Origin of the sequence: Pseudomonas sp. ICMP 3272, assembly GCF_001466905.1 — a bacterium.
GTDB classification, from domain to species: Bacteria; Pseudomonadota; Gammaproteobacteria; order Pseudomonadales; family Pseudomonadaceae; genus Aquipseudomonas; species Aquipseudomonas amygdali.
The window spans coordinates 135304-148186 of record NZ_LKEK01000001.1 but is presented as its reverse complement, the minus strand read 5'-3'; the positions used below and the strand labels follow the sequence as shown (position 1 = coordinate 148186).

Below are 12883 nucleotides of genomic sequence, written 5' to 3'. Positions count from 1 at the left end.
GTTTTTCGGGGAGTTCATCAGTGAAACCGGTCAAAGTAGGCATATGTGGGCTGGGTACTGTCGGTGGCGGTACCTTCAACGTACTTCAGCGTAACGCCGAGGAGATCGCCCGCCGTGCCGGGCGAGGAATCGAAGTTGCGCAAATTGCGGTTCGTACACCAAACCCCAACTGCCAGATTGCCGGTACGCCTACTACCAGTGATGTGTTTGCCGTTGCGACCAACCCTGAAATCGACATCGTTGTTGAACTGATCGGTGGCTACACCATCGCCCGTGATCTGGTGCTCAAGGCCATCGAGCACGGCAAGCACGTAGTGACCGCCAACAAGGCGCTGATCGCAGTTCACGGCAACGAGATTTTCGCCAAGGCACGTGAAAAGGGCGTAATCGTAGCCTTTGAGGCGGCTGTCGCTGGTGGCATCCCGGTCATCAAGGCCATCCGTGAGGGGCTGTCGGCAAACCGTATCAATTGGGTTGCAGGCATTATCAACGGCACTGGCAACTTCATCCTCACCGAAATGCGCGAGAAGGGCCGTACCTTTCCGGACGTTCTGGCCGAAGCCCAGGCGCTGGGTTATGCCGAGGCCGATCCGACCTTCGACGTTGAGGGTATCGATGCAGCGCACAAGCTGACCATTCTGGCCTCCATTGCCTTCGGCATCCCGCTGCAGTTCGACAAGGCCTACACCGAAGGCATCACCAAACTGACCACCGCCGACGTGAATTACGCCGAGGCGCTGGGCTATCGCATCAAGCACCTGGGCGTTGCACGCAGCACGGCCCAGGGTATCGAACTTCGCGTACACCCGACGCTGATCCCGGCCGATCGTCTTATTGCCAACGTCAACGGCGTGATGAACGCGGTGATGGTCAATGGCGATGCGTCCGGCTCGACGCTGTTCTACGGTGCCGGTGCCGGTATGGAGCCTACGGCTTCCTCCGTGGTGGCCGATCTGGTGGACGTGGTGCGGGCAATGACCTCCGACCCGGAAAACCGCGTGCCGCATCTGGCCTTCCAGCCCGATTCGCTGTCCGCGCACCCGATTCTGCCGATCGAAGCCTGTGAAAGCGCCTACTACCTGCGCATCCAGGCCAAGGATCACCCGGGCGTGCTGGCCCAGGTGGCGAGCATCCTGTCCGAGCGCGGTATCAACATAGAGTCGATCATGCAAAAGGAAGTCGAAGAGCACGATGGCCTGGTGCCGATGATCCTGTTGACGCACCGTGTTGTGGAGCAGCGCATCAATGACGCCATTCAGGCCCTGGAAGCTCTTCAGGACGTGGTTGGCCCGGTGGTTCGTATTCGCGTAGAACATCTTAATTAACATCAGCTGCGAGCCGTCAGCTGCAAGCTCAAAGTCAGACGCCAGTCGTTTTGAGCTTGAGGCTTGAGGCTTTCAGCTCAAATCAAAGGTTTGATCCCATGCGCTATATCAGTACTCGCGGCCAGGCGCCGGCCCTGAACTTCGAAGACGTGCTGTTGACTGGTCTGGCCAGCGACGGCGGTCTGTATGTGCCGGAAAACCTGCCACGCTTCACTCAGGAAGAGATCGCTTCCTGGGCCGGTCTGCCGTATCACGAACTTGCCTTTCGGGTGATGCGCCCATTTGTGGCTGGCAGCATCCCGGATGCCGATTTCAAGAAGATTCTTGAAGAGACCTACGGTGTCTTCGCCCACAGTGCAGTGGCACCGTTGCGTCAGTTGAATGGCAACGAGTGGGTACTTGAGCTGTTCCACGGTCCTACCCTGGCGTTCAAGGACTTCGCGCTGCAATTGCTCGGTCGCTTGCTGGACTACGTGCTGGCCAAGCGTGGCGAGCGTGTGGTGATCATCGGCGCTACCTCGGGTGACACCGGCTCTGCAGCCATCGAAGGCTGCCGCCGCTGTGACAACGTCGACATCTTCATTCTGCACCCGAACAATCGGGTATCGGATGTCCAGCGCCGGCAGATGACCACCATCTTTGGCGACAACATCCACAACATTGCAGTAGAAGGCAACTTCGACGACTGCCAGGAAATGGGCAAGGCCAGCTTCGCCGATCAGGGCTTCCTGAAGGGCACGCGTCTGGTCGCCGTCAACTCGATCAACTGGGCGCGAATCATGGCCCAGATCGTCTACTACTTCCATGCATCGCTGCAGTTGGGCGGGCCAGCACGTTCGGTATCGTTCTCGGTTCCGACCGGCAACTTCGGCGATATCTTTGCCGGTTATCTGGCCCGCAACATGGGGCTGCCGGTCAATCAACTGATTGTCGCCACCAACCGCAACGACATTCTGCACCGCTTCATGAGCGGCAATCAGTACGTCAAGGAAACCCTGCACGCGACGTTGTCGCCTTCCATGGACATCATGGTGTCGTCGAACTTCGAACGCCTGTTGTTCGATATGCACGGTCGCAACGGCTCTGCCATTGCCGAGTTGATGAGCACGTTCAGGCAGGGTGGCGGTTTCAGTGTCGAAGAAGAGCGCTGGACTGAAACCCGCAAGCTGTTCGATTCGCTGGCGGTCAGCGACGAGGACACTTGCACGACCATTGCTGAAGTGTTTGCCAGCACCGGCGAACTGCTTGATCCGCATACCGCTATCGGGGTGAAGGCTGCTCGCGAATGCCGTCGCAGCCTGGACACGCCAATGGTGATTCTGGGTACCGCGCATCCGGTCAAGTTTCCGGAGGCAGTGGAGAAGGCCGGTGTAGGAAAAGCGCTTGAGCTACCTGCACATTTGTCTGATTTGTTCGAGCGTGACGAGCGCTGCACTGTGCTGCCAAATGACCTGAAAGCCATACAGGCGTTTGTCAGCCAGCATGGCAATCGCGGCAAACCGCTCTGACAGAAGCGTCGTGTAACAACTTTAGGCCCGCCACTTGGCGGGCCTTTCTGTTTCTACGTGCCAAACTTCGCTGGTTTTCGAACCATAGAGTTGGGTCATTTGTAGTGAAGCAGGCAAGCATGCAAAGCGTAGTCAGGGAGGCAGACAGCACATTGAGAGGCCGCGCATGGCGCATGGCATGCATGTGGTTGGCACTGGTTTTTGTCGGGGCGGTCGATGCGGCGCAAAGCTTGCCGTTTACCCTGACAGCCCCTTTCGTGGCTTCAGCGGATCTGGCCCTGGCAGATCAGGATCGTGCCTGGCTCGATCAACGCAAGGTGCTTCGGGTCGGTATTGCGATTGCCGACTACGAGCCGATTGATATCACCAGTGACCGCAACCGTTATCAGGGCATCAGTGCCGACTATCTGGGGTTGGTCAGCGACCAGTTGAACATTCCGGTGCAGGTGACCGGGTTTGCCAGGCGTGACGAGGCCATCGAGGCATTGCGCGACGGCAAGATAGACCTGCTGACCAGCGCCAATGGCTTTGAGCGGGGCGTGAAAGGACTGTCGTTCTCAACCGAATACATGCCTGACCGATCTGTTGTCGTCGGTCGTGGCAACGATCTGAGCCCGCCGCCAAGCCTGGCCGGCAAGAAGGTTGTGCTGCTTGATGGCTATGCCGACTCGGACGTCGCTCACCGCGTTTATCCTGACAGCGAGCTGATTATCGCGCCTAACCTCTACAGTGCTCTGGAGGCCCTGAGCCAAGGCGAGGTCGACGCTTTTATCGGCAACGAAGTGATTGTCCGGGCCTACACCGCCCTGCGTCCTTATCTCGGATTGCAGATCAAGTTCGAAAGCCGGTTGCCTCCGGTAGGGTTTTCTTTTGCAGTGCGTGACGATGAGCAGCGCTTGCTGACCTTCATCAATCGGGCGCTGGACAGCATTGAACCGTCGATCGGTCGTGAAGTGCTCGGCCGCTGGACCATGGGGCTGGGCGCTGACGTGGAGGGGCAACGCATTCGCCTTACCGGTGCCGAGCGGCGCTGGCTGCTCAAGCACCCGAGCGTGACCATCGCCACCACACAGCATCCGCCGTACATCTACAAAGACAAGAATGGCCAATGGGTGGGGCTGAACGCAGATGTGCTGTCCCGTATCTCACGCATGACCGGGTTGCAGTTTGTCCATCAGGAAGTGCCTTCCACGCAGCAGAGCATTGAAATGCTGCGTGTCGGTCTTGCCGAGATGAACACCTCGCTTGCAGAAAATGCCGAGCGTCGGCGGTTTCTGGACTTTACCTATTCGTTCGGAGGCAATAGCTGGATGTTCGTGGTGCGCTCCGAGCGCTCATCCCGAGTATCGCTCGACAGTCTGGCCGGTAAAGTGCTGGCACTGCCTGCCCGGCATGCGCTCGAGGACCTGATCAGGCGCGAGCACCCCTTGATCCAGCTGCGTCTGGTGGACACCTACGACCAGGCCCGAGCCCTGGTGGAAAGCGGTGTTGCCGACGCGACCATTCAGAATGAAGTAGGTGCCTACCTGTTCCCGGCCGGGCAACTGAAGGTCGCCCGCAGTGTCGATGGACAATGGTCACCCGACAGGTTTTCGGTGATCAAGACCCAGCCCGAACTGCTGGGCATTCTGAATAAGGCGCTGGAGGAGTTCCCGGTGGCCGAGTTGCGCTCGATCCGTTTGAAGTGGCTGGGCTCGGCACTGCCTCAGCCTTCGCTCTGGGGGCGTATACCGCAGTGGGTATTCTGGGTACTGGCCCTGGCGTTACTCACCGGTCTGGTCTCGCTGGTCTGGAGCAGTCGGCTCAAGGTGCAGATTCGCCAGCGTCTCAAGGCCGAAAGGCAGCTCAATGACCAACTGGCCTTCAAGCACGCCTTGTTCGATGGTATCCCCAATCCGATTTATGTACGCGATCTCAAGGGGCGACTGATTTCCTGCAACCGTAGCTACGAGCAGAGCCTGGGCATCAGTTTCGAGCAGATGAATGGTCGACGCCTTACCGATGTAAACCTGATACCGCATGCATTGGCCGAACAGATGCATACCGATTACCTGAATTTGCTGGAAAATCACCAGCCGGTCTTTTCCGATCGCACCATCGAACTGTCCGGAAGACGCATGGACGTCTGGCAATGGACGGTGCCTTTCTTCGCCGCCGACGGGCAGTTGCAGGGTTTGCTGGGCGGCTGGGTCGATATCACCGAGCGCAAGCAGCTTGAGCAGCAGCTCCAGGAAGCAATGTGTCTGGCGGCTCAGGCCAACGAGGCGAAAAGTATCTTCCTGGCCAGCATGAGCCATGAAATTCGCACGCCAATGGGGGCAATCATCGGTTTGCTCGAGCTGGAATGCGCACACGCTTTACGCGAGGGGCAGGCACCGTCCCAAGGCTTGCAGGTCGCCTATCGCTCGGCTACGGAGCTGGTGGCACTGATTGGCGAAAGTCTTGATCTGGCCAGAATCGAAGCGGGCGGCATGCAGTTGTCATTGGCGGTCACACCCTTGCAGGCTCTTTTCGAAGGCGTCATCGAGCTTTTTTCAGCGCAGGCTCGGGAAAAGGGCCTGGAACTTCGACTGGAATTCTCCGAACAGGCTCAGGGCGATTACTGGCTTGACCCGCTGAGGTTGCGTCAGGTGTTGCATAACGTCTTGGGCAACGCCCTGAAATTCACTCGGCAAGGGGCGATCGTCGTGAGTGTGACGGCGCTGGATGACTCATCGCGTGTACGCATCGGTATCCAGGACAGTGGCGAAGGTATCGATCCCGAGCGTCAACAGCAGATATTCCAGCCCTTCACTCAGGCCAGCGATGACACTGCCGCACATTACGGCGGGAGCGGGCTGGGACTGAGCATCACCCGGCAACTGGTGGAGTTGATGAAGGGCGACATTAGCCTCTACAGCGAGCCGGGCGAGGGTACGCTGGTCAACATCGATTTGCCGCTGGTCAGGGTAAGCGAGCCGGTTTCGCCCTCCAGCGATGTCCCGGATGCACCTGTGGATACGCGCAGCCTTCGCTTGTTGGTGGTCGATGACATGTCGGCCAACCGGCTGGTGTTGACCCGCCAGCTGGAGTTTCTTGGCCATCATGTGGTGGCTGTCGAAGATGGCGAGGCTGCGCTGTCGAGGTGGTGCGAAGAGCCGTTCGATGCGGTCATCACCGACTGCAACATGCCGGGTATCAGCGGTTATGCATTGACCGAAGCCATTCGACAGATCGAAGAGAAAGAGCAGCGCCGGCGCTGCCCGGTCATTGGCTGTACCGCTAACGCAATGAGCGACGAGGCTGCACGGTGTGAGCAGGCGGGGATGGACGGTCTGCTGATCAAACCGCTTTCCCTGGCGCGTCTGGCCCAGGAGCTGGCGGATCGGGTACGTGAGCCGACGTTCGACATCAGCACGCTGCAAAACATGACCCGGGCCAACCCGCAACAGATGCAACGGTTGTTGGGCGAGTTGTGGAAGAATCTCAGGCATGAACACGCCTTGCTGGAGCCTGCGGTGCTGGCACATGACTGGAACACCTTGAGCGCTTGCCTGCATCGGCTCAAGGGCGCGGCGAGTCTGGTTGACGCAGTACCGTTGGCCAAGGCGTGCGCGGCGCTCGATGAAAGTGTGCGGCTTGAGTGTGTGGCCAGTGTGCCTGAGCGCTGGCTGGCGCTGGAAGCTGCGATGACCGGCCTGCGCGCTGATATCGAGTTGCAATTGGTGGCAGTGCCCGACATTGCGGCGGCTCGCGATTGAGACTTGCGTAAAAAATTCTGTTATCGCTACCGGGTTTAGGACATGTCCTATGGGGCATGCGTTCGGGAGGAGCTACAGTGAGTGTTCCCCTGAGCCGCTGGCTCTGACTCCCGTAGGCGTGACCGTGCACTCACTCAAGGTTCTGATTCTCGAAGACCATCCGTTCCAATTGATGGCTCTGCACCAGATGCTCAACGCCAATCAGGTCTTCGATGTGCTGGCTGCCGAGAGCGTTGAGGTTGCCAGGCTTTCCCTGCAAAGCCGTGGTCCTGTCGACATTGCTATCTGTGACCTGCAGATGGACGGCCCCGACGGCCTTGAGCTGATCCGCTTTATGGCCGAAAACGGGTTGGCGAGGGCGCTGATCATTGTCAGCAGTTCAGCTGCCTGCGTGCTGGAAGGTGTTGCGCAGCTGGCGCTCAGCCAGGGTTTGGACGTGTTGGGGTATGTGCAAAAACCTGCTTCGGCCGCTGTACTCCATGACCTGCTTGAGGCCTACGGGCCAGGCCGTGCCGGGAGTGCGCCACAGTCACCGGTAAAGCGTGCGTTCGGGGCACTGTCTGCCGTGGAGTTGTTTGATCCAAAAGACAATATGCCCATAGACGTTGCGTCTGTTGCCGAGCAGTGGATTGCCTATTTTCAACCCAAGGTCAGTCTGCAGGGCAAGTTGCTGGGTGTCGAGGCGCTGGTCCGCTGGCAGCACCCCACGCATGGCTTGCTGGCTCCCGGACGATTCATGGAAGCCATTGAAGCTGAGGCGCTGACGGTTGCGTTGACCTGGCGTGTGCTGGATCAGGCCCTGCTGTTCTCTGCACAGTTCATGCGCGAGCAGGGCGAAGTGCTTTCGGTTGCGGTCAATATTGACCCACAAGTGCTGCAACAAGCGGATTTCGCCGGGCAGATCATGCAGGCGCTGGCCCGTCATGGCGTGCCAGCAACCGCGCTGACCCTGGAGATTCTCGAACAGGACGCTGCCCGCCCGGAAACCTGGCAGATGGAGGGCCTGCTGCGGTTGTGCATGCAGGGCTGCAAATTGTCTATTGATGACTTTGGCATGGGGGCTTCGAATATCGACAGGCTCCTGCAGTTGCCCTTCAGCGAGTTGAAGATACCGACCGAATTTGTGCGTGGCATGGCCGACGATGCGCGCAAGTCTGCAGTGGTGGCTGGAGCCATGCTCATGGCGCAGAGATTGTCCATGTCGGTAGTGGTGGAGGGGGTCGAAACGATTGACGACTTTCATAGCCTGCTGGCATTGGGCAACCCGGCCATTCAGGGATATTTCATTGCGCGTCCGATGCCCGCATCAGAGTTCGTGCGCTGGGCCGTCGAGCGCGAGTCTCATCTGCAGGCCATGCTGACAGACGGCCAGCCTCAGGACATGCCGCTTTCCTGCAAGTAAATGAACAGCGCGGCGTCGTTGGCCAGACCGAGCTTGCGCATGGCCGCGACTTTCTGTGCGCTGACAGTCTGTTTGCTGCGATTGAGCTGCGCAGCGATCTGGCCGACGGTATGACCCGCCGAGAGCAGGCGTAACACCTCCAGCTCTCTTGGCGACAGCTTTTCTGCTGGCGACAGCGCGTCAGGGCCGTACTGACGGGCCTCCCTCAGCACCCTGCGCACGGAATCAGCGACAAAAAACTCACCGCGCTGAACGCCCCTGATGGCCGCAGGCAGTTCTCCGGCAAGGCTGGCCTTGCTCAACAGGCCGCGCACGTTAAGGTCCAGCATGGACTGGAAAAGTCCGGCATTGCTCAGTGTCGTTACAACGATCACTGGCAATGCCGGAAAATCCCGGTGGATACGCTGCAACAGGCGCAGGCCGTCGTTCTGCAACTCGACCGGCATCATGAAATCAGTCACCAGCACATCGCAGGTGTGGCGCGCGAGTACCTGTAACAGTTCGTCCGGATTACAGGCTTCGGCGACGACGCTAGCCAGATCGTCCTGTTCCAGTACGACACGCAGGCCGATGAGAAAAATAGGGTGGTCGTCAGCCACGATGACGCGCAACGGGCGATCAGTGGAATCGCTCAAGATGTGGCTCCATCAAAAAGGCTGATTGGTATTAAAGACGACGGGATTGTTTAACGCAGTGATCAATAGCATAGGCACCTTGTAGGACGTGTAGCGGAATTATGTTGAGTTTTCCTACAAGCCCACTTCCCGTCGCCATCGGCCTCCGGTTTTTTCCTTGTCACATTCAACAGGCATGCTCGAAATGACAGACCGGTGCTGTGATCAGGCGATAGAAAGAACTTTCTGCTGTCGCCGACGGTCATTGGTTAGCACCTTTGCATTCAAACTGTTGAGTGGTGATCCGGATGGAAAATATCAGCTTACTGCTAAGCGAAGCGCTGGCTCCTTATCAGGCCAGTATTGGCCCGGCGGGTACTCGGGGCGAACGTCTGGTGACGCTTAAAGATAAAGCGGGCGTCTGTGTGATCGAGCGTACATTCGGCGCTGACCAACTGAGCGACAAGCGTCAGCTCACCGACGTGGTAGACGGCCTGCGCCGGGATTTGATGGTCGCCGAAGGTCGAATCGAACCCTGCGTCATTGCCGCGATGCGCAATGCTGCAATCAGCCGAACGTTTGTCGGCACTCCGTCTTTTGCTTAACAGTTGCTTAACAGTTATCTGACTCGCGTCAACGATGTCGGAACCTGACGCGCTCGTCGCACTCCTATCCATTACGTCAGGTTTGATCATTGTGCTCCGGTGATCAAAGGTTGGCGTACTGACCATCATGGTCATGTTTACCCCGAGCAGGCTCCCCCTCTGCCCGGGGTTTCTTTTGTGTGGTCAGTTCTTCTCGAACAGCGCCTTGACGTCTTCCAGGTAGCTTGCCCGTTGCTCGGGGTCCAGCCACTGCGCGTAAAAGCCCATCAAGCTGCTTTCGCGCAACACACGCATCTCGCGGTTGATCTGTGCGAGGGCTTTTTTGCCTTCAGGTGAGTCGCTGCAACTGATATAGACGAATTGATAGGCCGGGTTGCCTTTGATCGGCAAGAAGGCCAGTTCATCCGGCCTTATGCCTTGTTGCATGGCCTGATAGCGCGCTTCCGGCCAGAAACTGATAAAGGCTTGCAGGCGCCCCAGGCGTTCCATTTGCAGAAGGCTGCCAGTGGCATCGTTACCGTAATGGAGCACCAGCGCATCTTCGTCGACAGCTTGCAGCGTATGGTCGATCAGTTCTCCATAGCTGCGCTCGGCAACTATGCCCAATTTGATCGTCCGGCTGGCCATCAGCGCCGCGAAGTCGATTTTTCCGTCCTCGACATACGGCTCGAACGTCGACATGTCTTCCTTGCGTACAATCAGGCCGCTGCTGAATATGGCACCGATCGGTATGGAGAAAAGCAGGGTTCTGGCTCGCTCCTCAGTCCACAGCATGGTGGGATCACAACTCAGAGACGTGCCGTCGTTAAGCATCTGCAGGCCCCTGGCACGGTTGACGCGCATCAGCACGTGATCGTATTCGGGCATTCGTGCCGTTAACAAAGGCATGAGCTGATCAATGGCACCTTGCCCGCGCATGACCCCGGAAAAGATCGTCGAAGGCGGTATGTCGCGCATCAGCCAGGTCAGTGTCTCCCTTGCCTGGCTGGCGCATGACAGGGCTGCCAGCGACAGGGCGAGCATCAATCGAGCCGTTGTGCAGTACGAGGCAGGAAGGGACATTCGCTGGTTTCATCCTCGAAAAAGATTCAGCAAACTGGAGTAGGGTGGCAGCTCTTTGAGTGGCGCTGCGCCTGTGGCGTCACATTCAAGTGCTTCGGCAGTCCCTTGCCGGGATCCAGGTACGCGGAGCAGATCGTCTATAAAGCCAATCTGTATCAGAATTTTGTTTCAGGCTATCGATTTTTGTATAGCCCGCAAGTCGGAGCAATTACATCCACTGCGCGAGCAAGTTCGTTCACAGGCCCGGCATCGGTTAGACTTGCGGTCTTACCTCCAGACTCTAGAAGCCCGTTCATGGCCCAGCCGTCCACGACCTACAAATTCGAACTCAACCTCACCGACCTCGATCGCGGAGTGTATGAGAGCGTCAAACAGACCATTGCCCGCCATCCTTCGGAAACCGAAGAACGCATGACCGTGCGCCTGCTGGCCTATGCCTTCTGGTACAACGAACAATTGTCGTTCGGTCGCGGCCTGTCTGATGTGGACGAACCCGCACTGTGGGAAAAAAGCCTGGATGATCGGGTTTTGCACTGGATCGAAGTCGGGCAGCCGGATGCCGACCGCCTGACCTGGTGCTCGCGTCGCACCGAACGCACCAGCCTGCTGGCCTACGGCAGCTTGCGTGTTTGGGAAGGCAAGGTCATCCCGGCGATCAAGAACCTGAAAAACGTCAATATTGCCGCCGTCCCGCAGGACGTGCTGGAAGTGCTGGCCAAGGATATGCCGCGGGTCATCAAGTGGGATGTGATGATCAGTGAAGGAACGGTGTTCGTCACCGACGACCGCGGCCAGCATGAAGTCCAGTTGCAATGGCTTGCGGGCGAACGCGGCTGACAGCCGCCGGTTCCGATCGAAAAAACATTCATCGACACTGCAAAGAGAATCAGCTGACCCGCATGCGCATCGAACCTCGTCTATTGCCCGATACCTTGCCGTTTCTCGGCGACCTGCCGCCCTTGCTCACTCGTCTTTATGCCGCAAGGGGCGTGGCCTGCGAGGCCGAGCTGGACAAAAGCCTGGCGCGGTTGATCCCTTATCAGCAACTCAAGGGTATCGATGCTGCGGTAGACCTGCTGGTAACGGCGCTGCGCGAAGGCCAGCGCATGCTGATTGTCGGTGATTTCGATGCCGATGGCGCGACTGCCAGCACTGTGGGTGTTCTGGGGCTGCGCCTGCTGGGCGCGGCACACGTCGATTATCTGGTGCCTAACCGTTTTGAGTACGGTTATGGCCTGACGCCGGAAATCGTCGAAGTCGCGTTGCAGCGCGAACCTCAGTTATTGATCACTGTGGATAACGGCATTTCGAGCGTCGAAGGCGTGGCCGCTGCCAAGGCGGCAGGCTTGCAGGTACTGGTCACCGATCACCATTTGCCGGGTCACGAGCTTCCGGCGGCAGACGCCATCGTCAACCCCAACCAGCCAGGCTGTACCTTTCCCAGCAAATCGCTGGCCGGTGTCGGGGTTATTTTCTATGTGTTGATGGCCTTGCGTGCGCGTTTGCGTGACACCGGCTGGTTCGAGAGCAACCAGCGTGCCCAGCCCAATCTGGGTGAGCTTCTGGACCTGGTCGCGCTGGGCAGCGTGGCCGATGTCGTGCCGCTGGACGCCAACAACCGCATTCTGGTCCATCAGGGCCTGATGCGTATCCGTGCCGGGCGTGCCCGTCCGGGGCTGCGCGCCATTCTGGAAGTCGCACGACGTGAACCTTCGCGCATCACCTCCACTGACCTGGGGTTCATTCTCGGACCACGCTTGAACGCGGCGGGGCGCCTGGACGACATGAGCCTGGGCATTGAGTGCCTGCTCTGCGACGACCCGACACTGGCGCGAGAAATGGCCGTGCAACTGGACGAATTGAACCAGGATCGCAAATCCATCGAGCAAGGCATGCAGCGCGAAGCGCTCGCGCAGCTCAAGGACCTGCCGCTGGAGTCCATGCCGTTCGGCCTGTGCCTGTTCGATGCCGAATGGCATCAGGGTGTCATCGGTATCCTGGCCTCGCGCCTCAAGGAGCGCTACCACCGACCCACCATCGCATTCGCCAGTGCCGGGGAGGGCGTGCTCAAAGGCTCGGCTCGCTCGGTGCCGGGGTTTCACATTCGCGATGCGCTGGACGCTGTGGCGGCCAGTCATCCACATCTGATCAGCAAGTTCGGCGGGCACGCCATGGCGGCAGGTCTCTCGCTGCCCGAAGAGAATTTCCCGGCGTTTGCCGAAGCGTTCGACCTGGAAGTGCGTCGTCAGCTCGACGAGCAGGACCTGACCGGACGTCTGCTGTCTGACGGTTCGCTGGCCGTCGAGGAGTTTCATCTGGAACTGGCCCGCGCACTGCGCAATGCCGGTCCCTGGGGGCAGCACTTCCCCGAGCCGTTGTTCCATGGCGTGTTTCAACTGGTTGAACAACGGGTGGTGGGCGAGCGTCATTTGAAAATGGTGCTCAAGACCGAGTGCGGCAGCGTCAAGCTCGATGGCATTGCGTTCGGCGTCGACCGTGACATCTGGCCCAACCCCAACATTCGCTGGGTCGAACTGGCCTACAAACTTGACCTCAACGAGTTTCGTGGCAACGAAACCGTGCAGTTGATGGTGGTGCACATCGCGCCACGCTGACAATCAGCAGGA

At 58.8% G+C, this 12883-nt stretch carries 9 protein-coding genes; 7 read left to right on the top strand and 2 right to left on the bottom strand.

All coding sequences use genetic code 11. The annotated features are described in order from the left end of the window. The first annotated feature begins 20 nt into the window (after nucleotides 1-20). From AO068_RS00665 to AO068_RS00650, 4 genes are all read left to right on the top strand, one after another. Nucleotides 21-1325, top strand: coding sequence for a homoserine dehydrogenase (locus AO068_RS00665; RefSeq protein ID WP_002552527.1), 1305 nt, complete (start codon nucleotides 21-23; stop codon nucleotides 1323-1325). Nucleotides 1326-1423: 98 nt separating this feature from the next. Further along, nucleotides 1424-2833, top strand: a complete 1410-nt coding sequence (thrC, locus tag AO068_RS00660) for a threonine synthase (protein ID WP_058407372.1) — start codon at nucleotides 1424-1426, stop codon at nucleotides 2831-2833. Between the two features lie 182 nt (nucleotides 2834-3015). Continuing rightward, nucleotides 3016-6573, top strand: a complete 3558-nt coding sequence (locus tag AO068_RS00655; RefSeq protein WP_161936567.1) for an ATP-binding protein — start codon at nucleotides 3016-3018, stop codon at nucleotides 6571-6573. A 124-nt stretch (nucleotides 6574-6697) separates the two neighbouring features. Continuing rightward, nucleotides 6698-7975 (top strand): EAL domain-containing response regulator, encoded by a 1278-nt coding sequence (locus AO068_RS00650; RefSeq protein ID WP_080394859.1) that lies wholly within the window; start codon nucleotides 6698-6700, stop codon nucleotides 7973-7975. Here AO068_RS00650 and AO068_RS00645 read toward each other — a convergent pair. Beyond that, on the bottom strand, nucleotides 7948-8610 hold the full coding sequence (locus tag AO068_RS00645; protein WP_058399624.1) for a response regulator transcription factor: 663 nt from the start codon (nucleotides 8608-8610) through the stop codon (nucleotides 7948-7950). The genes AO068_RS00650 and AO068_RS00645 overlap by 28 nt on opposite strands. 287 nt (nucleotides 8611-8897) lie before the next feature. Here AO068_RS00645 and AO068_RS00640 point away from each other — a divergent pair, with 287 nt between their 5' ends. Continuing rightward, complete coding sequence (locus AO068_RS00640; RefSeq protein ID WP_005743386.1) at nucleotides 8898-9194, top strand: DUF3509 domain-containing protein; 297 nt, start codon at nucleotides 8898-8900, stop codon at nucleotides 9192-9194. A gap of 183 nt (nucleotides 9195-9377) precedes the next feature. Here the strand turns inward: AO068_RS00640 and AO068_RS00635 are convergent, their stop codons facing one another. Next, complete coding sequence (locus tag AO068_RS00635; protein WP_058407370.1) at nucleotides 9378-10217, bottom strand: TIGR02285 family protein; 840 nt, start codon at nucleotides 10215-10217, stop codon at nucleotides 9378-9380. Nucleotides 10218-10550: 333 nt separating this feature from the next. On the opposite strand from AO068_RS00635, the gene AO068_RS00630 reads away from it, so the two are divergent. Both AO068_RS00630 and recJ read left to right on the top strand, forming a co-directional pair. After that, nucleotides 10551-11093 carry a YaeQ family protein gene (locus AO068_RS00630; RefSeq protein ID WP_002554774.1) on the top strand — a complete coding sequence of 181 codons (543 nt, stop codon included), beginning with the start codon at nucleotides 10551-10553 and terminating at the stop codon, nucleotides 11091-11093. 62 nt (nucleotides 11094-11155) lie between these two features. Beyond that, on the top strand, nucleotides 11156-12871 hold the full coding sequence (recJ, locus tag AO068_RS00625; RefSeq protein WP_004666049.1) for a single-stranded-DNA-specific exonuclease RecJ: 1716 nt from the start codon (nucleotides 11156-11158) through the stop codon (nucleotides 12869-12871). Nucleotides 12872-12883: the final 12 nt, after the last annotated feature.